Source organism: Streptomyces sp. NPDC060184 (genome assembly GCF_042728795.1).
Classification (GTDB): Bacteria; Actinomycetota; Actinomycetes; order Streptomycetales; family Streptomycetaceae; genus Streptomyces.
In genome coordinates this window covers 25,073-46,128 of the sequence record NZ_JBHWYX010000053.1, presented here as the reverse complement: position 1 = coordinate 46,128, position 21,056 = coordinate 25,073, and the positions used below count along the sequence as shown (strand labels likewise).

The following is a 21,056-nucleotide window of genomic DNA, read 5'->3' as shown; positions in this document are numbered from 1 at the left end:
GGATCGGTGCCGCGCACGCGGATCGGTACCGCGCACACGGATCGCCGCGGTACGGCCGCACATTGTTGCAGTACCGAGGACGGGCAGTGCGTCAGGCCACCACGGTGGCCCGGAAGAGCGTGCCGTTACCTGACGCTTCGACCGTTTCGCCCGCCGGCACGAAGACCGAGCCGCCCGGCACGAGGTCCAGCTCACCGGTCCGGAGCGATCCGGCGGTGCAGAGCAGGATCTGCGGGGTGGCGGCCGTCAGGTCGGCGGGAGCCGCGCCGGGCGAGAGGTCGAAACGGGACAGCCGGAACTCGTCGACCGGGGTCTCGTACGGCTCCTCGCCGGAGGGAGCGGCCTCGGGGCGCAGCACGCCGGGCTCGGTGGCCTCGAAGCGCACGATGCGCAGGAGTTCGGGTACGTCGATGTGCTTGGGGGTGAGCCCGCAGCGCAGGACGTTGTCCGAGTTGGCCATGATCTCGACGCCGAGGCCGTCGAGGTAGGCGTGCGGGACGCCCGCGCCGAGGTAGAGCGCCTCGCCGGGCTGGAGCCGCACGTGGTTGAGGAGCATCGCGGCGATGACCCCGGCGTCGCCCGGGTAGTGGCGGGCGATCTCGGCGTACGGGGCGTGGGCGCCGCCCAGGGCTTCGGCAGCGGCGGCGGCCTCGCCGACGGTCGCGGCCATCTCCTCCGGGTCGGCGGTGAGGATCGCGGTGAGCACCTCGCGGAGGGCTGCTTCCTCCGGGTGGGCGCGCAGCAGGTCCGTGTACGGCTTGAGGGAGTCGACGCCGAGCTCCTCCAGCAGGGCGGCGGCCTCGTCGGGCCGGCGGAATCCGCAGAGGCCTTCGAAAGGGGTGAGGGCGCAGATCAGTTCGGGCTTGTGGTTGGCGTCCCGGTAGGTGCGGTGGGGGGCGTCGAGCGGAATGCCGCGGGCCTCTTCGTCGGCGAAGCCGAGCCGGGCCTGCTCCAGGTCGGGGTGGACCTGGAGGGAGAGCGGGGCTCCGGCGGCGAGCAGCTTGAGCAGGAACGGGAGGCGGGGGCCGAACTTCTCGACGGCCGCGGCCCCGAGTTCGCGGGCCGGGTCGGCGGCGATGACCTGGTCGAGCGGGAGTTCGGCGCCGTCGCGGGTGAGCAGGGACGGTGCTCCGGGGTGGGCTCCCATCCACATCTCGGCCTGCGGCTCCCCCGTGGGTGGGGTGCCGAGCAGCTCGGGGATGGCCGTGGTGGAGCCCCAGGCGTAGGGGCGCACGGTGTTGGAGAGCCGGTCCATGGAGTTGTCCTCGGGCTTTCGTGAAGGTGTGCAGGCGTGACAGGTACGGCAGGTGCGGCAGCTGTGGCGGGTGGGGCAGGTGGGGCGGTCGGGACCGGCGCGAGGGCAGCGTCTCCGGCACCCCGGCTTCCCCGGTCCCGGCTTCCCCGGTCCGGGCCTCCCGGCGTCCGGGCTGGGTTTGCCCCGAGGGGCGAACGCCCTGTCGGTCAGGTGGGGTTGTCGGCGGTCGGCGGCTCGGTGGCCAGCGAGAGGTAGACGGCGGCGAAGTCGGTGACGGCGAGGAGTTCGGCGAGCGCTTCGAGGTCGCTGCCCTCCTCGGGTTCGAGTTCGCTGATGGCCGTGTCGTGGCCGAGGGCCAGTTCGCGGGCGGCCGGGGCGGCGGTCAGGCCGCCGGTGGGCCGGTCGCGGAGGAGGACGACCCGGGCGCGCAGCGCTTCCTGCTCGTCGACCCGGTCGCGGAAGAAGTCCTCGGGATCGGCTCCGGCGGCGAAGTCCCCGGCGAGCAGGGCGCCGTGCGAGGGCAGGGCTTCGGGGAGAGGAGCGGTGAGCGCGGGACGGCCGGCGAGCTCGGCGAGGACGGCGGCGAAGCGGCGGCCGACCGGCCCCGCCGCCTCACCCTCGGTCCACACCAGCGGCAGCGTGTCGGCGAGCTCCGCGGCGAGGGTCTTGGCCGGGTTGCTGTACGTGGCGATGGCGGGCCCGCAGCGTTCGGCGGTGCGGTCCAGCCGGTCCGCGACCTTGCGCAGGTCCTCCTCGGACGCCGCGAGCAGGCCGACCCGGTCGAGCAGGGCGAGGAGCGGGGTGAGCAGGGCCCAGAGGGTGCCGGGGCCCGCGGCCGAGGTCTCGGCGTCGTACTCGCCGTGCGGGGCGGCGGCCATGGGTACGAGGAGCCCGTGGGCCCTCTCGACGGCTTCGCGCAGGGGCGAGCGGGTGGGGGCGACGGCGACGACCGAACAGCCCCGGCGGTACGCCTGTTCGGCGAGGAGCGAGAGGCCGGGTTCGGCGCCGTCGGCGGTGGCGATGAGGAGCAGGTCGACCGGGCCCGCCCAGCCGGGCAGGGTCCAGCGCAGTGCGCCGCCGGCCGGGGCGACGCCGGTGGGCCGGATGCGGGTGACCGGGGCGGCGGCTCCCGCGAGGGCGCCGATGATGTCGGCGACTCCGGTGGCGGAGGTGCCGGGACCGGCGACGAGGACGGCGCGCGGCCTGCCCTCGGGGGTCAGCGCTCCGATACCGGCCTCGGCCGTGTGCAGAGCGGCGGTACGGACGCGGGCGCCGGCCTCTGCGGCCCCGCGCAGGAGCCCTCGCCGGTCGGCCCTGGCCAGGGCGTCCGGGGCGTCGAGCAACGTCTCGTCGAGCATGGCGGTGGGCCTCCGATCACCGTACGGATCAGGGTGCGGGTGCCGGGCGCGGTCGCGGACGGTCGTCGACGGGGGCGTCGGCGTCGCGTGCCTGGCGTCCCGTCACGCGGGGCGGCGGGCCTCGTCGACGAGGAGTACCGGGATGCCGTCGCGGACCGGGTAGGCGAGACCGCAGTCGGTGCCGGTGCAGACCAGCTCCGGGCTGTCGTCCGCCGTGCGGTCGTCGAGCGGGGAGTGGCACGCCGGACAGGCGAGGATCTCCAGAAGGCCGGCTTCGAGCGCCATGGGGCGGGTCCCTTCGAACATGCGGTTGAGCTTCGCGCGGTTGGGGCGAGGCCAGCCTACCGCCGGGGTGCGGGGGTCGCGGTCCGGCAGGACCGCGTCCCCCCGCTGCGCGACGGCCGGGCGGGAAGGCACCGGGGGCCGCGCGACGACCGGGTGGACTCACCGGCGCCGCTCGCAGCATCGCCCGGCGGCGGTACGCGGACGTGGCCGGGCGGCGAACGGGCGGCGGCCCGGAGAAGAACGGACCGGGCCCGCGACAACCGGGCCGCGACCATCGGGGCCACGACAGCCGGACCCCTCGTCAGTCGGCCATCCGGCACCCGGGCCCCATGGCCGGGTTGCCGGGTGCCGGGCGGGCGGGCGCGGCCCCTCCCCCGCGCGCTACGCCCGGATGAGGGCCAGGGCCTCGTCCCGTACCGCCGTCATCGTGACCTCGTCGCGGGCTTCGACGTTCAGGCGCAGCAGCGGTTCGGTGTTGGAGGCGCGGACGTTGAACCACCAGTCGGCGGTGGCGACGGTGAGGCCGTCCAGCTCGTCGAAGGTCACGCCCTCGCGCTCGCCGTACGCGGCGCGGATCGCCGCGAGGCGGGCCGCCTGGTCGGTGACGGTGGAGTTGATCTCGCCGGAGCCGGTGTAGCGGTCGTAGGTGGCGAGCAGTTCGGAGAGCGGGCCGTCCTGTCCGCCGAGGGCGGCGAGGACGTGGAGGGCGGCGAGCATGCCCGTATCGGCGTTCCAGAAGTCCCGGAAGTAGTAGTGGGCCGAGTGCTCGCCACCGAAGATCGCGCCGTGCTCGGCCATCTCGGCCTTGATGAAGGAGTGGCCGACGCGGGTACGGACGGGGGTGCCGCCGTTCTCGCGGATGACCTCGGGGACGGACCACGAGGTGATCAGGTTGTGGATGACGGTGCCCTTGCCGCCGTTGCGGGCGAGTTCCCGCTCGGCGACGAGCGCGGTGACGGCGGAGGGGGAGACGCCGGTGCCGCGTTCGTCCACGACGAAGCAGCGGTCGGCGTCCCCGTCGAAGGCGAGCCCGAGGTCGGCGCCCTCGGCGAGGACCCGGGCCCGGAGGTCGACGATGTTGGCCGGGTCGAGCGGGTTCGCCTCGTGGTGGGGGAAGGTGCCGTCGAGCTCGAAATACATCGGTACGACGTCGAGCGGCAGCCCCGCGAGGACGGTCGGCACGGTGTGGCCGCCCATGCCGTTGCCCGCGTCCACCACGACCTTGAGCGGCCGGATCGCCGTGAGGTCGACGAGACCGAGCAGGTGGGCGGCGTAGTCGGTGAGGGTGTCGCGCTCGGTGAGCGTGCCCCCGACGGTGGCCGGCGCGGGCGCCCCGTGCTCGGACCACCGCTCCACCAGGGCACGGATCTCGGCGAGACCGGTGTCCTGGCCGACCGGTGCGGCTCCCGCCCGGCACATCTTGATGCCGTTGTACCGCGCCGGGTTGTGCGAGGCGGTGAACATCGCACCGGGCAGATGGAACGCGCCCGAGGCGTAGTACAGCTGGTCGGTCGAGCAGAGGCCGATCAGGGTGACGTCGGCGCCGCGCGCCTGGGCGCCCCGGGCGAAGGCGCCCGCGAGGCCCGGTGAGGACGGACGCATGTCGTGGCCGATGACGATCGCGTCCGCGTCGGTGACCTGGACGAACGCCGCGCCGAAGAGTTCGGCGAGCGGCTCGTCCCACTGGTCGGGTACGACGCCGCGTACGTCGTACGCCTTCACGAGCTGCGACAGATCAGCAACCACGGCCGGTCCTCCTGGGGTCTGCGGGTCGTCCCGTGATCCGCGGTGGACCGGTGCGGTGCGCCGGACGCGGTGCGCCGCGAGGCGGAGGAGCGTCCGCGTACAGGACATGTCTGGACATGTGCGGAAGCTCCGGCGCCGTGGCGAGGTGTCGTGGCCGGCATCGCGCACCCACCGGGGATTTCGGGACAGCCCTTGGGCTGGGCGCCCAAACTACCCGGCCGGCGGTACGCCCTTCGTGCCGCCCACCAGCAGCGGTGCGGGGCGGCGGGCGGGGCCGTCAGGAGTCGGGGGAACGCAGGACCCGCAGGTGCCCCCGGCGCGCGACCTCGACGGGGTCGGCGGTGCGCGGTCCCCGGACGGTGCCGTCCTGGCCCCGGTCGTGCGGGCGGGCGGCTTCGCGGACGGCGTTGGCCAGCGCTTCGAGGTCGTCGGCGCTGTGGCGGGTGGGTGCGGAGGAGTCGGTGAGCCGGACCACCTCCCAGCCCCGGGGCGCGGTGAGGCGCTCACTGTGTTCGGCGCACAGGTCGTAACAGTGGGGCTCGGCGTAGGTGGCGAGCGGGCCGAGGACCGCAGTCGAGTCGGCATAGACGTACGTCAGTGTCGCGACGGCAGGACGGCCGCACGCGGTGCGCGAACAGCGACGTACAGGGCTCACGATGTTGGACGGTACCGCACTCTTGAGCGGGCTGCGACGACTCTCCCCCGGGTCGGGCCACCGTGTCGTTGATCGCCCCCGGTGGCGGCGGGTCCCCTGGGGGCCGTCCCGGCCCGCGGCCGGGGGGAGAGCGGCTGGTCACAGAGGTTCCGCTTGTGTGCGTACGTGGGCGCCCCGTGGTGACCAGAAGGGCAGGACGTGAGGATTCGGTGATCACGAGCGGGGCCGAAAAGTTGCTCAACTTGGCCGGAAAATTGAGGTTGAAACGTCTCTCGGGGGTTGCGCGGGCGGTGCGGCACGACCCCGTGCCCGGACGGCGGACCACCCCCGCCGGGAGGGTTACGCTGCGTCGGTGATGGACAGTTCCGTACCTTCGCCCTCGCCCGATCCCCGGCCCCGGCGCCGCGACCGCCACGGCCGCGGCATGCGCGGGCCGGTGGCGCCGCCGCAGGTTCCGCTGTCGATGAGCCGGACGGACCGGTTCAGAGACCTCGTTCAGGACTCGGTGGAGCGCCTGGAACGGCGGTGGCCGCAGCTGGCCGAGGTGGACTTCGTGGTCGAAGAGGTGCCGGTGGCGGCCGAGGACACGGTCCCGCTGGGGCGCGCGGTCTCGGCGGCCAAGGGGCAGCCCGCGCAGATCGTCGTCTACCGGCGCCCCATCGAGATCCGGTCGAAGTCACGGGACGAGCGGGCGCTGCTGGTGCACGAGGTCGTGGTGGAGCAGGTCGCGGACCTGCTGGGGCTCTCCCCGGAGTCGGTGGACCCCCGGTACGGGCAGGACTGAGCCCCACCCGCACCGGAGGCCCCACCCGTACCGAAGTCCAGCCCCCGGCCGGAGCCCCGGCCCGTCACGTGGGCCCCGCCCGTACCGGCGGGGCCCCGGGCGTCAGTCGTCCAGCACCGTCAGGTCCTGCACCGCGGCCGGGACTTCGACCGTGCCCCGGTCGTCCGGCAGCGTCTGCACGGTGAACATCTGCACGCCGTCCTCCGGGAGGGCGAGCGTGCGGGCCGCGTAGACCGGGCCGCCCGACTCCGTCTCCACCGTCAGCGCGTACGAGCCCTTGAGGCCGGACGGGACGGGCGGGGTGAACGCGAGCGTCGTACCGCCCTTGACGGTGTACGACTTGACGGTCTGTTCGCCGCCCTCGCTGCCCGCCGAGGCGGTCACCTTCACCTGGGCCGTGGCGCCGGGCGCGACGAGCGAGAGGGTCGAGCCCTTGGCCCGGTTGTCGGCCACGCTCGCCCGGGCGCCGACCGGCCGGGTGGCCGGGATGTACGCGATCTCCTGCGCGGAGCCCGTACCCCGCACCACGCGGAGCGCGGCGACGATCGGGGTGGCCCGCCCGCCCTCGACCGGGGTCAGCCGCAGCGAGCCCGGCTCCTTCCGGGTGACGTTCTTGAGGTCGACGCTCGCGGTCATCCCCGACTTGACGTGCAGCGTGTCGTTGCCGGCCGGGGCGAAGGTCGCCGACTTCCCGATCAGCTGCACCTTGACGTCCGCGTCGTCCTCGCCGGGCGCGTACGCGATCAGCTGGACCGAGGTCGCGTCGGCGGGGATGCCGGGCAGCACCACGGTGGCGGAGGGGTCCGCGGAGGCGGTGAGCCAGTCGCTGCCGCTGTCCTCCCGGGCCCCGCGGACCACCGCGCCGACCCGGCCGCTGCGGGTGGTGACGTGGGCGGTGGCGTCGTCGACGGCCTCGGCGGTCAGGGTGGAGAGCAGCATGGCCACGCTGGAGTGCGCCGGAACGGCGATCCCGTCGCCGACGTCCGCCTTGAGGTCGCCGTCCGGGCCGAACAGCTGGATGTCGACGACGGCCGCGCTGCCGTCCGGGTTGGTCAGGTGGATGTAGTCCTGGGCCTTGGCGGCGGTGCTGACGCCGGGGAACCAGAACTCCGTGTCGGGCGCCGTGCAGCTGACGCCGAGCAGCCCCCGGGTGGACCCCGCGGTGACCGAGGTGGTCTGCTGCGCGCTCCAGCCGGGCGCGAGGGCGCCGGTGGCGGTGCCGACCAGCGCGGGCGCGTCGGCGCCGTCGGCGTCGGCGGTGACGGGCTTTCCGGCCTCCTTGAGCGCGACGACCGTCTTCTCGGCGCCGTCCGCGCCGGCCTTGGCGTCCTCGTCGGTCTTGGCGTCCTTGTCGGTCTTGGTGTCCTTGTCGGTCTTGGTGTCCTTGTCGGTGGTGCTGCCCTTGTCGGACTTCCCGGTGGTGCCGTCGTCCGTGGCGGCGCGCGTCTCCTTGAGCTCGGCGGACGACTCCCCGCCCGCTCCCTTCCCGGCCGGGGTGTAGGAGGTGTACGCGGTCTCGGCCAGCTCGGAGTCGCTGGGCGCCGGGCAGAGCAGGCTGGACCGCTCGACGGGCAGCCTGGACGCCGACGTGGTCGTCGCCGGTGCGGTGCCGCCGGGCGCGTTGAACGCGGCGAAACCGGTCACGGCGGCGAGGGCGACGGTGCCCGCGATGAGGGACAGGGGGGTGGACTTCACTCGGACTCGCCTCGCGATGCGTTACGGGTCTGCCACGGCGCCTGGTCCGGGGCGTTCGGGTCGACCTGCTCGTCGGTGTCGTGGACGCCGTACTGCTGCCCCGCGTACGGGTCGTACGGGGCCTGGGTCTCGTAACCCTGGTACTGCTGCTGTTGCTGCTGCTGCTGCCCGTAGCCGTAGGGGTCGTAGGCGTTCTGCTGCTGGTACGGGTCGGCCTGCTGGAACTGACCGGTCGCGTACTGATCGGCGGTGTACGGGTCCGTCGCGTACGGCTCGGACCCGTACTGCTCGGCCGGGTACTGCTCGGCCTGGTACGGGGTGTACTCGGCCTGCTGGTACTGCTGCTGCCCGTCCCACTCGGCGTAGCCCTGCTGGGGAACCGCGGCGTACGCGCCCTCGCCCTCGGCCTGCGCCGGAACGTAGGCACCCTCCCCGGCCTGCGCCGGGACGTACGCGCCGTCCTCGTCCCCCGTCGGGGCGTACGGCTCCGGCTGGGGCCGGTCGTCGGGGGCCGTGGCCGACGGAGCACCCGGCGCGACGTCCGGCGGCAGGTCCGTACCGGCGGCGTCGGGGACCTCCGCGGCGGCAGCGGCAGCCGCTTCGGCCTCGGCGGCGGCGCGGAGCCTGCGGGCCCGGCGTCCGTCGCCCTCGGCGGCGTCGGCGGCGGCAGCTGCCTCCGGGTCCTCGGGGAGGTCGTCGTCGACCTCGCGGCGGCGGCCCGGCAGGGCCATGACGACGAGGACCACGGCGAGGCCGATCTGTGCCCAGATCCACGCGGAGTGCGTGATCGGGGTGTCGTACGTGAGGTCGAGCCGGCCGCCGGACGCGGGGAGCTCGAAGCCCTGCGCCCAGCCGTCGACGGTCTTGCGGGTGAGCGGCTTCCCGTCCAGGGTGGCCGCCCAGCCGGGGTCGGCCGCGTCGGCGAGGCGGAGCAGCCGGCCGTCCTCGCCCGCGGGGATCCTGGTGTGGGACTCCACGGTGCCCGAGGCGACCGCCACGCCCTCGCCGTCGCCGGAGGCCGGGACGATCATCAGACGGGCGACGTCCTGGTCGACCCGCCACAGCGCGCTGCCGTCGAGCTGGCTGAGGCGGCTGAGGCCGGGAGTGGCGTCGAGGACCCGGCCCATCTCGCGCGGAGCGCCGTCGCGCACGAGGACGTACCGCACGGCGAACCCGCTGAGCTGGTGGCCCTGGTCGGCGCCGGAGCCGGCGACCAGGTTGGCCACGATTCTGTCGAGGTGGCTGTTGCTGCCGGCCGACCTGGTCAGTTCGGCGTCGCCGAGCCGGGCACCGGACCCGCGGACCAGGGTGTACGAGACCGAGCCGGCCGACGTCCCGCCGAGCACCAGGGTGCGCGGCTGGTCCGTGGTCGTGCTCTCCTCCGCGACGAACGCGGGAACCTGCACCGGGTCGCGGCGCTCCAGCGGCCCGGCGGCACCGCCGGCCATCCAGGCGAGGGCGGCGAGCACCGGCGCGGCGGCGGAGGCCAGCGCGATCAGCGCGGCCACCGGCTGCCGCCAGCCGAAGTTGAGGGCGGCGACACGGATGCGCGCCCCGTCCGCGCCCAGCAGGGCGGCGGCGATCAGCGCGGTGCCGTAGACGAGGGTGGCGGGACCGGCCCAGGTCGAGCCGTTGCTCAGGCCCGCGAAGAGCAGACCGACGAGCGCGGCGGCCCAGGCGGCGCGGATCGCGGTCTGCCGCTCGCCGCGCAGCAGGGCGGCGAGGGCCGCGAGCACCACGCCGATGAAGAGGACGGAGCCGCCGCCCTTGGGGCCGCCGGGGCTCAGCGAGAGCAGGTCGACGGCGGAGGCGGTGCCCTCGCCGAGGTCCAGGCCCGCCTCCCGGAGGAAGCCGGACGGGCGGCTCAGCAGGCTCAGCGACCAGGGGGCGAGGACGAGCAGCGGGGTGCCCGCGGTGGCGAGGAACCGCAGTCCGTACGCGGCGAGGTCCCGGCGGCGCAGGGCGAGCACGCCGAGGCCGAGGACGACGGCGAGCGGCCACACGATCGGCGTGAACGCGGTGGTGAAGGTGAGCAGCAGGGTGAAGGCCCAGGTGGCCCGCCAGCTGCCGCGGACCCGTCCGTCACCGCGCAGGCCGTGTGCCGAGACGGCGGTACGGGCCATCAGCGGGAGCAGCACGGCGAGCACGGCGGTGCCCACGCGCCCGGTGGCCAGCGCTCCGGTCACGGCCGGGAGGAAGGCGTACGCGACGCTCGCCCAGGCCCGCAGCAGGCGGGACTCGATGAGCGGTCTCGACGCGAAGTAGGCGGTGAGTCCGGCGAGCGGCACCGAGCAGACGAGCAGCAGGGTCAGCGCGAAGCCGGTGGAGCCGAAGAAGAGGGCCGAGACGGCGGCGAGGACGCCGAGGTAGGGCGGGGCGGCCTCGGTGGAGCCGGTGACGACCGGGTGCCAGCCGTCCGCGAACCGGCTCCAGAGGCCGGAGACGGCGTCGGGCGCGGGCAGCAGGGCACCGCCGGCGAGCGCGCCGCCGCCGAGCAGGCCGCGGCAGGCGAGCAGCGAGACGAAGAGCAGGAGGGCGAAGAGGACGGGGCCGGGTTTGCGGCCGATCCGCTTGAGCCGGGCGAACTGCTCGATCTCGAGGAAGTCGGCGTCGTCGCCGCCGGGTCCGGACTCGACGGCTCCGTGGCGCGAGCCGCCCGCGGCGTCGGCGTCGGAGCGGGAGCCGAAGTTGCCGGCGACCTGTTCGACGGTGGCGCGGACGGTGGCGCCGGGCGGCGGGAAGAGGGAGCGGAGTTCGGCCGGATCGACGGCGCCCTTGCCGCGGGCGCGGCGGGCGGCCATGATCCTGCCCGGCCTCAGCAGGGTGCCGATGAGGCCGGTGACCTCGTCGAGCGCCTGGCCGGGGACCTTGCCGACGAGGTAGGCGAGGGTGCGGAGCAGGGTGCCGACGACGAGGCGGAGCAGCACCCAGGGAAGCTTCTTGGCCGGCGCGTTGGCGAGCATCGCGTAGACGGCCCCGGCCCGGTCGACGCGGTGCGGGCCGACGACGGAACGTCCGGCGCAGTCGATGGGGCGGCGCTCGCGGGCGGCGGCCTCGGCGTGCCGCAGCACGGCGTCGGGGGCGACCAGCACCCGGTGGCCGGCCTGGTGGGCGCGCCAGCAGAGGTCCACGTCGTCGCGCATCAGGGGGAGCCTGCGGTCGAAGCCGCCCAGTTCCTCCCAGACGTCGCGGCGGACCAGCATGCCGGCGGAGGAGACGGAGAGGACGGTACGGACCTGGTCGTGCTGGCCCTGGTCCTGTTCACGCCGGTCGAGCCCGGTCCAGCGGCGACCGCTGTTGGCGATGGTGACGCCGACTTCGAGGAGCTGGCGGCGGTCGTACCAGCCGCGCAGCTTGGGTCCGACGATCGCGGCGTTCGGGTCGGTGTCGACGACGCGCAGCAGTTCGGCGAGGGCGTCGGGCTCGGGGGCGCAGTCGTCGTGGAGCAGCCAGAGCCACTGGACGGGTTCGCCGTGGGGGAGCTCCGGCAGGTCGTAGGCGTCGTCGCGCCAGGTCCTGGTGACGGGGTCCCAGCCGCTGGGGCGCTTGAGGTACGGGAGGTCGTCGACGGTCAGCTCGCCCGCGGTGCGGACCGCTTCGTCGACGGCGGTGCCGAAGCCGGTCCGGCGCGCGAGGTGGAGCACGCGGTCACCGCCCAGCGCCTCGGTGACCAGCCGCGCGGAGTCGTCGGCGCTGCCGGTGTCGGCGGCGACGGCGTTCTGTACGGGGCGCTCCTGCCCGAGCAGCCCCGCGAGCGCGTCGGGCAGCCAGCGCGCGCCGTCGTGGGAGACGAGCACGGCGGTGACGACGTGCCGGGGGAACTCTGGGGCGACGGACGCGTTCGGCGCCGCCGGGTGACTCTGCACGGACATCGAGGTACGGGCCCTCCGGCCGGGTTCCGGGGGCGTTCCCCCGGTGAGGCTGCATCGGTGTACACGCGCGCCCCGGCGGGGCGTTGGCGTGTCTCGGACGGGGCCCCACACTAACGGTACGGATCGGGGGCGATGGCGCCGAGCGGGTGAACCCCGGCCGCACGCCGCAGGGTATGGAGGCCGCGCGGCGGTACGGGCAGCGGTGCCCGGAGGGGTGCGGGCGGGCCGATGGCCCGTGGTCCGGACCCTGGGGGGAAGGGTCGGGGCCACGGGCCATCGGGTGGTCGCGCGTGGGCGGGGCGCTTCGGGGCGGAGGCCGCGGGGAGGCGGCGGCCCCGGGGCTCACCGGTACCGGGTGCCGCGGTGCCCTACCGGATGCTTCGGTGCCGTACCGGCCGTGGCGGTGCCGTGCCTGGGGCGGCGGTGTCGGCCGCGGCGACGCGGTGCCTGGGGCGGCGGTGTCGTAGCGCCGCGGCGGGGGATGCGGTGGAGGTGTCGTGAAGGTGCGGAGCCGTACGGCCGGGCCGTCGGGCTGACCGCGTGTCAGGCCTGCCCGTCGCGGAGGGCTCGGACCCTCGGAGCCGTACCGGTCAGATCGCGGCCTTCTTCAGGCGCCGCCGCTCCCGCTCGGAGAGCCCGCCCCAGATGCCGAACCGCTCGTCGTTCGACAGGGCGTACTCCAGGCATTCGGATCGGACTTCGCAGGCGAGGCAGACCTTCTTCGCCTCCCGGGTCGATCCGCCCTTCTCGGGAAAGAAGGACTCGGGATCGGTCTGGGCGCACAGTGCGCGCTCCTGCCAGCCGAGTTCCTCGTCCGCGTCCTCGACCAGCAGTTGCTGGAACAGCTCGGTCATGTGCGCCCCTCGTCTGTCTCTTACGTCCCCGTGACGTGACCGTCACTCTCCGTGCGGCCGAACAACACGAGTGAAATTACAAGTGTGTAGCTCTGAGCCGGTCAAGCGAGCTTCTGCTATCGGCCCTGGTATTCACTCTGCGGAACCAAACATACGCGGAAAGTTACCAAATCACCAAAAACGTGACATATGCCTAGGGCTCAGCCACCCCTTCATCTCCAACGAGTGAGACGAACGGAGTTTCCGCGCCGGTTCGATTCGATCACCGAAGCGACCAAGATCACAGACGAGTCACGGACCGTCAGCGAGGTTCGGGCGCACGGACGATGCGCCACCTGTCCTGCCCCGCCGGTGCACAAACCTTTCTTCAGTCCGGGCGACCGAAAGGGGTGAAACATTGCCGCCAAATGGGACGTCGAGTTGACAGCGCGGGGAACGAGCCGGTCTCCTTGGCACCATGCCAGCGACCGTCGCGATGTACGCCACCCACGTCCGTGGGTTCCGCACCGCTGTCCAGGCCCGCTGTTGCTGTTCCAGCTGTCGCTGCTGTTGATGCCCTCGCCGCTCCGGCTCCGATCAGTGCTCCCGCTCTGAATCCGGGTTCCCGCCTCCCCGTCCGCGCCCCGCGCGGAGCGCGGCGGCGGACGGACGCCACGGGCCTCCAGCTCCCCGCCCCCGGGCACCCCGCGCAGGACACCGCCGCACCGGCGCGCACCCGCGGGCCCTCCCGGGCACCACCACCGAGCCGCACCCCCACGCGCACCACCGATGCCGAGGACCACCGCATCCATGAACAACGACAGCGACCTGCAGATCGCCGGCGACCTCCTCGAGGTCCAGCACCTGCTTCTGCCGCCGAAGCAACACCCCACCACCGTGGCCGAGTTCGCCGGGCTGGCCCGCTCCATCGCCGCCGACCGCGCCCAGTGGGCCCCGCTCGTGCAGTACGACGCCACCACCCGCTGGTACCACCGCCTGCGCACCGGGCCCGGCTACGAGGTCTGGCTGCTCAGCTGGGTTCCCGGGCAGGGCAGCGGACTCCACGACCACGGCCCGTCGTCCGGCGTACTGACCGTGCTGGAGGGCGAGTTGACCGAACGCACCGAGCGCGGCAGCCGGACCGTCGGCGCCGACGGCCAGCGCGTCTTCGCCCCCGGGTACGTCCACGAGGTGGTCAACGACTCCCTCGCCCCCGCCGTCAGCCTCCACGTGTACTTCCCCGGCCTGACCGAGATGCCGATGCACACCGCACGGTGCGCCCCCGCGGCCCTGGACGCCGTACCGGCCTGAGAACCCGCCCCGCGAAGGAGGCGGCCCGGCTGACAGACTGGCGGCATGCGCATTGTGGTTCTGGCCGGCGGTATCGGTGGTGCTCGTTTCCTGCGTGGCCTCAAACAGGCCGCACCCGACGCGGAGATCACCGTCATCGGCAACACCGGCGACGACATCCATCTGTTCGGGCTGAAGGTCTGCCCCGACCTCGACACCGTGATGTACACCCTCGGCGGTGGCATCAACGAGGAACAGGGCTGGGGGCGCACCGACGAGAGCTTCCACCTCAAGGAGGAGCTCGCGGCCTACGGTGTGGGGCCGGACTGGTTCGGGCTGGGCGACCGCGACTTCGCGACCCATGTGGTCCGTACACAGATGCTGGGCGCGGGCTTCCCGCTCAGCGCGGTCACCGAAGCCCTCTGTGCCCGCTGGCAGCCGGGGGTCCGGCTGCTGCCGATGTCCGACGACCGGGTCGAGACGCACGTGGCCGTCGAGATCGACGGCGAGAGCCGGGCCATCCACTTCCAGGAGTACTGGGTGCGGCTGCGGGCGTCCGTCGAGGCGCGGGCCGTCGTGCCGGTCGGCGCGGAGCAGTCCAAGCCGGCCCCCGGGGTGCTGGAGGCCATCGCGGCGGCCGACGTCATCGTCTTCCCGCCGTCGAACCCGGTCGTGTCCATCGGCACGATCCTGGCGGTGCCCGGCATCCGGGAGGCCGTCGCCGAGGCCGGCGTGCCGGTCGTCGGCCTCTCCCCCATCGTGGGCGACGCCCCGGTGCGCGGGATGGCCGACAAGGTGCTGGCCGCGGTGGGCGTGGAGTCGACCGCGGCGGCGGTGGCCGCTCACTACGGCTCCGGGCTGCTGGACGGCTGGCTGGTGGACACCGTGGACGCCGGTGCGGTGGACACGGTGGAGGCGGCGGGCATCCGCTGCCGCGCGGTGCCGCTGATGATGACGGACGTGGACGCCACGGCCGAGATGGCCCGTCAGGCGCTGGCGCTGGCCGAGGAGGTACGGGCGTGAGCGCGGCGCAGACGGGTGCGGTTCCCTCGTTCCGGGTGTGGGCGCTGCCCGGGCTGCCCGAGGTGCGGGCGGGCGACGACCTCGCCAAGCTGATCGCCGCCGCCGAACCGGGGCTGGCCGACGGCGACGTCCTGCTCGTCACCTCGAAGATCGTCTCCAAGGCCGAGGGCCGGATCGTGGAGGCGACCGACCGCGAGGCCGCGATCGACGCGGAGACCGTGCGCGTGGTGGCGCGGCGCGGCACCCTGCGCATCGTCGAGAACCGGCAGGGCCTGGTGATGGCCGCCGCCGGGGTGGACGCCTCGAACACCCCCGCCGGGACCGTGCTGCTGCTGCCCGAGGACCCGGACCGTTCGGCCCGGGCGATCCGGGACGGGCTGCGGGACACGCTGGGCGTGGAAGTCGGCATCGTCGTCACGGACACCTTCGGGCGGCCGTGGCGGGCCGGGCTGACGGACGTGGCGATCGGCGCGGCGGGGGTGCGGGTCCTGGACGACCTGCGCGGCGGTACGGACGCGTACGGCAACCCGCTGAGCGCGACGGTGGTCGCCACCGCCGACGAGCTGGCCGCCGCGGGCGACCTGGTGAAGGGCAAGGCGGCCGGGCTGCCCGTCGCGGTCGTGCGCGGGCTCGGCCACGTGGTCAGCGCGGCCGACCCCGACGCCTCCGAGGAGGAGACCGGGGCGCGGGCGCTGGTACGGGGCGCCGCCGACGACATGTTCCGGCTCGGCACGTCCGAGGCGGTCCGGGAGGCGGTGACCCTGCGGCGTACCGTCCGGGAGTTCACCGACGACCCGGTGGACCCGGGTGCGGTCCGGCGGGCGGTGGCCGCCGCGGTGACCGCTCCGGCGCCGCACCACACGACGCCCTGGCGGTTCGTGCTGCTGGAGTCCGAGGAGTCGCGGACCCGGCTGCTCGACGCGATGCGGGACGCCTGGATCGCCGATCTGCGGGGCGACGGGAAGAGCGAGGAGTCGATCCGCAAGCGGGTGCGCCGGGGCGAGGTGCTGCGTTCGGCGCCGTACCTGGTGGTGCCGTGCCTGGTGATGGACGGTTCGCACCAGTACGGGGACGAGCGGCGGGACACCGCGGAGCGCGAGATGTTCGTGGTCGCGGCCGGGGCCGGGGTGCAGAACTTCCTCGTGGCCCTCGCGGGCGAGCGGCTCGGCTCGGCGTGGGTCTCCTCCACGATGTTCTGCCGGTCCGTGGTGCGCGAGGTGCTGGACCTGCCCGGCACCTGGGACCCGCTGGGCGCGGTGGCCATCGGCCGCCCCGCGACCGCGCCGCGCGAGCGGACCGCCCGGGACGCGGAGGACTTCCTCACGGTGCGCTGAGGCACCGGGGCGCGGGCTCGTGCCCGCGCCCCGGTGCCCCGCGCCCCCGTGCGCGGGCTCTCAGAGCGACGCGATGTCGCCCGGGGTCATCCGGGGTCCGCGGCGCGGCCTGGACACGCCCGAGAGAAGGATCAGCCGGGTCGCGCGGTGGCGCTGGCCCGCGTAGGGGGCGAGCAGTTCCAGCATCCGGGCGTCGTCGGCGTGCCGGTCGTCGGCGAGGGCGTGGCCGACGATGCCCGGCAGGTGGTAGTCGCCGGTGGTGACCGCGTCCGGGGCGCCGTTGGAGCGCTGGAGGGTCTCGGCGGAGGTCCACGGGCCGATGCCGGGGACGAGTTCCAGACGGGCCTTCGCCTCGGGCAGCTCCATGCCCGCCGCTTCCTCCAGCCGCCGGGCCGCCCGCACCGCCCGCATGACGGTGTCCGAGCGCTTGGCGTCGACGCCCGCCCGGTGCCACTCCCAGGACGGCACCAGCGCCCAGGTGCGCGGGTCGGGCATGACGTGCAGCCCGAGTCCGGCGGTGGGGCCGGGGGCCGGGGTGCCGTGACGGCGGACCAGCAGCCGCCAGGCGCGGTACGCCTCGGTGGTGGTGACCTTCTGTTCGAGGATCGACGGGATCAGGGACTCCATCACCAGTCCCGTGCGCAGCAGCCGCAGCCCGGGGCGGCGGTGCCGGGCGAGGGCGAGCAGCCGGTGGCGCGGTTCGAAGGCGTCCGGGTCGTCGCCGGCGCCGAGGAGTTCGGGCAGCTGGTCGAGGAGCCAGTCGGCGCCGGGCCCCCACGCGGTCGCCCCGATCCGGCCGCCGGGCACCGCGCGGACGCGCAGGGTGCCGGGGCCCGCCGGGGTGCGGGTGGCCCGCCAGAAGCTGCCGTCGTCGGTCGTACGGAAGGTGGGGTCGCCGGCCCCGCGCCGCAGCGGCCCGAGGACCAGGTGGAGGTCGAGCGGGCCCGGCGGGGTCCACTCCCGCGTCAGCGGGACCTGGGCCGGGACGGGCCCGGAGGCGGCGGGTGCGCCCCCGCGTACGGCGTACGGCGTCTGCCGGGGCGGGCCGGTGCGCGCGGTCCGGGGGGCGAAGCGTCCTGCCACGGGTCGGTGTCCTCGGGTGGTTCGGCGGTGCGGGGCGTGCCCCTCCGAGGGTACGGCTCCGGTCTCCGGCACCGCCGGGTCCGGAGACGTACCTCACCGGGCCGTCACTGGTCCGGGGAGAACCGGCACGTCGTCCCGCCCGGCCGTCACTGGTCCGAGGAGAAGCGGACCGACCCGTCCGGGAGGTCGGCGTCGCACCAGACGCGGACGCCGTCGCGGAGTTCGTTGTCGGCGCCGACCCGGGCGCCGTCGCCGATGACCGCACCGGTCAGCACCGTACGGCTGCCGATCCGCGCGCCGGCGCCGACGAGGGAGTCGGTGACGACGGCCCCGGCTTCGATCACCGCGCCGGCGAGCACGGCGGAGCCGGTGATCCGGGCGCCCTCGCCGATCACCGCGCGTTCGCCGACGACCGTGCCGCCGCTGAGCTTGGCGTCCGGGGCGATCCGCGCGTCGGGCAGCACGAGGCGTTCGCCGCAGCGGCCGGGGACGGCCGGGGAGGGCGCGCGGCCGAGGACGAGGTCGGCGGAGCCGCGTACGAACGCCTGCGGGGTGCCGAGGTCGAGCCAGTACGTGGAGTCGACCATGCCCTGGAGGTGGGCGCCCGAGGCGAGCAGGCCGGGGAAGGTCTCGCGTTCGACGGAGACCGGCCGGTCGGCGGGGATGGTGTCGATGACCGAGCGGCGGAAGATGTACGCCCCCGCGTTGATCTGGTCGGTGACGATCTCCTCGGGCGTCTGCGGCTTCTCCAGGAAGGCGGTGACCCGGCCCGAGGCGTCGGTGGGGACGAGGCCGAACGCGCGCGGGTCCTCGACCCGGGTGAGGTGCAGCGAGACGTCCGCGCCGGATGTGGTGTGCGTGGTCACCAGGGCCCGGATGTCCAGGCCGGTGAGGATGTCGCCGTTGAAGATGAGCACCGGATCGTCGGGACCCGAGGTGAGCTTGTGGGCCACGTTGCGTATCGCTCCGCCGGTGCCCAGCGGTTCGCGCTCGGTGACGTACTCGATGTGCAGGCCGAGGTCCGAGCCGTCACCGAAGTGCGGCTCGAACACCTCGGCCAGGTAGGACGTCGCCAGCACGATGTGCTCGACGCCGGCCGCCCGCGCGCGGGCCAGCTGGTGGGTGAGGAAGGGGACACCCGCCGCCGGCACCATCGGCTTCGGGGTGCGGACCGTGAGGGGCCGGAGCCGGGTGCCCTTCCCACCGACCAGGAGGATCGCTTCTCTTGCCTCTGTCACGGCGTCTGTTCTCTGCTTCCTGCCGGGGGCCGGGCCTCGTTCGGCTGGCCAGTGTATGCAGACCCGCCGGCCCGCCCCCGGTCAGCGCCCCTGGAGGCGGGCCGACGTGGTCCGGGTCGTGCCGAGCTTCTTGTAGAGACGTGCTCCGGGGCATTCGGTTGCGAATCCGTCGCGGTGCCCGGAAATGGCGTTCATTTTGACGGAACTGCCCTTCTTGTACCTGTTGCCGCCGCCGGAGACGAGGGTGACGGAGCCCTTCGGGTTGATACCGAAGAGCCCGAGCTTCCAGGCGGTGAGCTTGGCGACGGCGTTGACCGCGGCGGCGGGCGGGTTGGTGCTGGCGAAACTGCCGAGGACGGCGATGCCCATGGTGTTGGTGTTGAAGCCGAGGGTGTGCGCGCCGAGCACCGCCCTGGTGACACCGCCGGCCCGGCCCTCGTAGATGTTTCCGCACTTGTCGACGGCGAAGTTGTAGCCGATGTCCCGCCAGCCGTTGCTCTTGACGTGGTAGCGGTAGATGCCGCGCAGGATGGAGGCCGACTGGGAGCAGGTGTAGTTGTTCCCGGTGGCGCTGTGGTGGACGAAGGCCGCCTTCACCGTCGTGGTGTACGCGAACTGACGCTCGCGCAGGCTCTCGTCCGCGCCCCAGCCCTTGCGGGTGATGATGCCCGGGCGGGGGCCGATGTACGGCTTCGCCGCGGCGACCGCCGCCCCGGCCCGTGGCGCGTCCGCCGCCCGGCCGCTCACGCCGTCCTGGCCCTCGGGTTCCGCCGGGAGGCCCAGGCCGCGGGCCTGCGCGTCGGCGATCGTCTGGGCGCGGCTGAGCGCGGGCAGCACGGCGACGTCGGCGGTGTCCGTGTCGGGCGGGACCGCCGCGTCCGTACCCGTCGCGTCGGCCTCGCCCGCCGCTGCCGTGCCCGTCGCTGCCGTGCCCGCCGCTGCCGCCTGCACGCCCGGGACCGTGCTCGCGGTGACGGGCGCCGGGTCCGCGCCGGGGTCGACGAGTTCGAGGCGCAGCCCCTTCGGGAGGGCCGCCGGCTCCGCGGCCCGGCCGAACAGGTCGGTGACGGCGGGCCGGACCCGTACCTCGACGGCGTCGGAGGCGCCGACCCAGAGCGGGGCGGTCGCGCCGCGCACGGAGGCCGCGTCGGCCTCGGGGGTGCCGGGTTCCGCCGCGTGCTCGTCGTTGTGCGTCTCGACGGACTGCCAGCCGGACCAGCGGGCGGTGGAGGTGGCGCGGGTCCGGACCTCGACCGTGCCGGGCAGTTCCGTCGCCGCGTCGTCCCAGACGACACCGAGGAGGGAGAAGGGCTTGACCTCCTTGGGGGTGAGGCCCTGCGGTACGACGGCGGACGTCTCTCCCGCGGCCCGGTTCTCGGTGAGCGGCACCAGCGGCAGGGACTGCGTCGAGCCGGGAGGGTCGGCGGTCGGGGCCGCCGAGGCCGGCGCCACGGGCAGCGCGGGGGTGGACGCGGCGAGCGAGAGGGTGAGTGCGGCCGCACAGGTGACGCCGATCGTTGCGGCGTGGAGAGTACGCATGTCATTGATCCTCAAATAGGCTGATTCGCCCAGCCACTCGGCGAGCCCCCGATCGCCCTGACGGCCCGTCTGCCGAACGGTGGCCCCGCGTACCCGTTCCCCGGCCGCCCGGCGCCGCCGCCGCGTACGCTTGCGCGGATGAACGCCAGCGACCGCACCCCCGCCGACCTGCTGCGATCCGCGCTCCTCGCGGACCCGGCCCGCCCCCTGGTCACTTTCTACGACGACGCCACCGGCGAGCGCGTCGAACTTTCGGTCGCCACCTTCGCCAATTGGGTGGCCAAGACCGCGAATCTGCTCCAGGGCGACCTGGCCGCCGAACCGGGCGACCGGCTCGCCCTGCTGCTCCCCGCGCACTGGCAGTCGGCCGTCTGGCTGCTCGCCTGCGCCTCGGTCGGCGTGGTCGCCGAGGTGGGCGGCGACCCGGCGACGGCCGACCTCGTGGTGACCGGCCCGGACACGGTGGAGCGGGCCCGCGCCTGCCGGGGCGAGCGCGTCGCCCTGGCGCTGCGCCCGCTCGGCGGACGCTTCCCCGTCGCGCCCGAGGGCTTCGCCGACTACGCGGTCGAGGTGCCCGGCCAGGGCGACCGGTTCGCCCCCTTCCAGCCGGTGGACCCGGACGCCCCCGCGCTCGTCGTGGACGGTACGGAACTGACGGGCGCGCAGCTCGTCGCCCGCGCCCGCGAGGAGGCCGCCGGGCTGGGGCTCGCGCCCGGTTCGCGGCTGCTGTCGGGACGTCCGTACGACAGCTGGGAGGGGCTCGCCGCCGGGCTCTGGGCGCCGCTGGCGTCGGGCGGCTCGGTGGTGCTCTGCCGTCACCTCGGACAGCTGGACGAGGACGGGCTGGCGAAGCGGGTGGAGAGCGAGCGGGTCACCCACCGCGCGGTCTGACCGGCCGGGCCCGGCCTCCGCCCGGTCCCGCCGGGCGGACGCCGGCACCGCTCGGTCCGGTACGTCGCACGCCCCCGGGGCCCGGCGCGCTCCGGCCGCCCGTTCACGCGGGCCGGTATGAAAAGCGCTGCGAGGCTCACTCGTCCGGCCCCGCGCGGGCCCGGTCCCCCGGGGC

At 74.6% G+C, this 21,056-nt stretch carries 16 protein-coding genes; 5 read left to right on the top strand and 11 right to left on the bottom strand.

Annotation, left to right across the window (positions count from 1 at the left end; all coding sequences use genetic code 11):
• Positions 1–91: 91 nt before the first annotated feature.
• The 5 genes from manA to ACFWEE_RS28025 form a co-directional block, all read right to left on the bottom strand.
• Entirely contained in the window at positions 92–1,255 is a 1,164-nt protein-coding gene (gene manA / locus ACFWEE_RS28045) for a mannose-6-phosphate isomerase, class I (RefSeq protein WP_386893238.1), read from the bottom strand.
• A gap of 206 nt (positions 1,256–1,461) precedes the next feature.
• Complete coding sequence (locus ACFWEE_RS28040; protein ID WP_386893236.1) at positions 1,462–2,613, bottom strand: SIS domain-containing protein; 1,152 nt, start codon at positions 2,611–2,613, stop codon at positions 1,462–1,464.
• 102 nt (positions 2,614–2,715) lie between these two features.
• Positions 2,716–2,898 (bottom strand): Trm112 family protein, encoded by a 183-nt coding sequence (locus ACFWEE_RS28035; RefSeq protein ID WP_386893250.1) that lies wholly within the window; start codon positions 2,896–2,898, stop codon positions 2,716–2,718.
• Between the two features lie 381 nt (positions 2,899–3,279).
• Positions 3,280–4,644 carry a phosphomannomutase/phosphoglucomutase gene (locus ACFWEE_RS28030; RefSeq protein WP_386893234.1) on the bottom strand — a complete coding sequence of 455 codons (1,365 nt, stop codon included), beginning with the start codon at positions 4,642–4,644 and terminating at the stop codon, positions 3,280–3,282.
• Between the two features lie 277 nt (positions 4,645–4,921).
• Entirely contained in the window at positions 4,922–5,299 is a 378-nt protein-coding gene (locus ACFWEE_RS28025; RefSeq protein ID WP_386893233.1) for a DUF3499 domain-containing protein, read from the bottom strand.
• A 355-nt stretch (positions 5,300–5,654) separates the two neighbouring features.
• On the opposite strand from ACFWEE_RS28025, the gene ACFWEE_RS28020 reads away from it, so the two are divergent.
• On the top strand, positions 5,655–6,083 hold the full coding sequence (locus tag ACFWEE_RS28020) for a metallopeptidase family protein (RefSeq protein WP_386893231.1): 429 nt from the start codon (positions 5,655–5,657) through the stop codon (positions 6,081–6,083).
• Between the two features lie 102 nt (positions 6,084–6,185).
• Here ACFWEE_RS28020 and ACFWEE_RS28015 read toward each other — a convergent pair whose 3' ends face one another.
• The 3 genes from ACFWEE_RS28015 to ACFWEE_RS28005 all read right to left on the bottom strand — a co-directional run bounded on the left by ACFWEE_RS28015 (position 6,186) and on the right by ACFWEE_RS28005 (position 12,504).
• Complete coding sequence (locus ACFWEE_RS28015; protein WP_386893230.1) at positions 6,186–7,778, bottom strand: DUF5719 family protein; 1,593 nt, start codon at positions 7,776–7,778, stop codon at positions 6,186–6,188.
• A complete protein-coding gene (locus ACFWEE_RS28010) occupies positions 7,775–11,650 on the bottom strand; it encodes a glycosyltransferase family 2 protein (protein ID WP_386893229.1) in 3,876 nt (1,291 codons plus the stop codon). The genes ACFWEE_RS28015 and ACFWEE_RS28010 overlap by 4 nt, the downstream gene beginning before the upstream one ends.
• Positions 11,651–12,240: 590 nt before the next feature.
• On the bottom strand, positions 12,241–12,504 hold the full coding sequence (locus ACFWEE_RS28005; protein ID WP_003968728.1) for a WhiB family transcriptional regulator: 264 nt from the start codon (positions 12,502–12,504) through the stop codon (positions 12,241–12,243).
• Between the two features lie 789 nt (positions 12,505–13,293).
• Here ACFWEE_RS28005 and ACFWEE_RS28000 point away from each other — a divergent pair.
• From ACFWEE_RS28000 to ACFWEE_RS27990, 3 genes are read left to right on the top strand one after another with little or no spacing between them, the layout of a single operon-like run.
• Positions 13,294–13,794 carry a cysteine dioxygenase gene (locus tag ACFWEE_RS28000; RefSeq protein WP_386893227.1) on the top strand — a complete coding sequence of 167 codons (501 nt, stop codon included), beginning with the start codon at positions 13,294–13,296 and terminating at the stop codon, positions 13,792–13,794.
• A gap of 45 nt (positions 13,795–13,839) precedes the next feature.
• On the top strand, positions 13,840–14,796 hold the full coding sequence (cofD, locus tag ACFWEE_RS27995) for a 2-phospho-L-lactate transferase (protein WP_386893226.1): 957 nt from the start codon (positions 13,840–13,842) through the stop codon (positions 14,794–14,796).
• Entirely contained in the window at positions 14,793–16,130 is a 1,338-nt protein-coding gene (locus tag ACFWEE_RS27990) for a coenzyme F420-0:L-glutamate ligase (RefSeq protein WP_386893224.1), read from the top strand. The genes cofD and ACFWEE_RS27990 overlap by 4 nt, the downstream gene beginning before the upstream one ends.
• A gap of 60 nt (positions 16,131–16,190) precedes the next feature.
• Here ACFWEE_RS27990 and ACFWEE_RS27985 read toward each other — a convergent pair whose 3' ends face one another.
• From ACFWEE_RS27985 to ACFWEE_RS27975, 3 genes are all read right to left on the bottom strand, one after another.
• Positions 16,191–17,213 carry a DNA-3-methyladenine glycosylase family protein gene (locus ACFWEE_RS27985; protein WP_386893222.1) on the bottom strand — a complete coding sequence of 341 codons (1,023 nt, stop codon included), beginning with the start codon at positions 17,211–17,213 and terminating at the stop codon, positions 16,191–16,193.
• A 146-nt stretch (positions 17,214–17,359) separates the two neighbouring features.
• Positions 17,360–18,451: a sugar phosphate nucleotidyltransferase gene (locus ACFWEE_RS27980; RefSeq protein ID WP_386893221.1), complete on the bottom strand. Its 1,092-nt coding sequence runs from the start codon at positions 18,449–18,451 to the stop codon at positions 17,360–17,362.
• A gap of 81 nt (positions 18,452–18,532) precedes the next feature.
• Positions 18,533–19,990, bottom strand: coding sequence for a peptidoglycan recognition protein (locus ACFWEE_RS27975; RefSeq protein ID WP_386893220.1), 1,458 nt, complete (start codon positions 19,988–19,990; stop codon positions 18,533–18,535).
• 138 nt (positions 19,991–20,128) lie between these two features.
• Between ACFWEE_RS27975 and ACFWEE_RS27970 the strand changes: the two genes are divergently transcribed.
• Complete coding sequence (locus ACFWEE_RS27970; RefSeq protein WP_386893218.1) at positions 20,129–20,881, top strand: TIGR03089 family protein; 753 nt, start codon at positions 20,129–20,131, stop codon at positions 20,879–20,881.
• The last annotated feature ends 175 nt before the right edge of the window (positions 20,882–21,056 follow it).

Coding starts and splice junctions, on each gene's coding strand:
- ACFWEE_RS28040 (WP_386893236.1), bottom strand. CDS start 2,613: ATGCTCGACGAGACGTTGCTCGACGCCCCGGACGCCCTGGCCAGGGCC.
- ACFWEE_RS28005 (WP_003968728.1), bottom strand. CDS start 12,504: ATGACCGAGCTGTTCCAGCAACTGCTGGTCGAGGACGCGGACGAGGAA.
- ACFWEE_RS28000 (WP_386893227.1), top strand. CDS start 13,294: ATGAACAACGACAGCGACCTGCAGATCGCCGGCGACCTCCTCGAGGTC.
- cofD (WP_386893226.1), top strand. CDS start 13,840: ATGCGCATTGTGGTTCTGGCCGGCGGTATCGGTGGTGCTCGTTTCCTG.
- ACFWEE_RS28020 (WP_386893231.1), top strand. CDS start 5,655: ATGGACAGTTCCGTACCTTCGCCCTCGCCCGATCCCCGGCCCCGGCGC.
- ACFWEE_RS27975 (WP_386893220.1), bottom strand. CDS start 19,990: ATGCGTACTCTCCACGCCGCAACGATCGGCGTCACCTGTGCGGCCGCA.
- ACFWEE_RS27970 (WP_386893218.1), top strand. CDS start 20,129: ATGAACGCCAGCGACCGCACCCCCGCCGACCTGCTGCGATCCGCGCTC.
- manA (WP_386893238.1), bottom strand. CDS start 1,255: ATGGACCGGCTCTCCAACACCGTGCGCCCCTACGCCTGGGGCTCCACC.
- ACFWEE_RS28035 (WP_386893250.1), bottom strand. CDS start 2,898: ATGGCGCTCGAAGCCGGCCTTCTGGAGATCCTCGCCTGTCCGGCGTGC.
- ACFWEE_RS28010 (WP_386893229.1), bottom strand. CDS start 11,650: ATGTCCGTGCAGAGTCACCCGGCGGCGCCGAACGCGTCCGTCGCCCCA.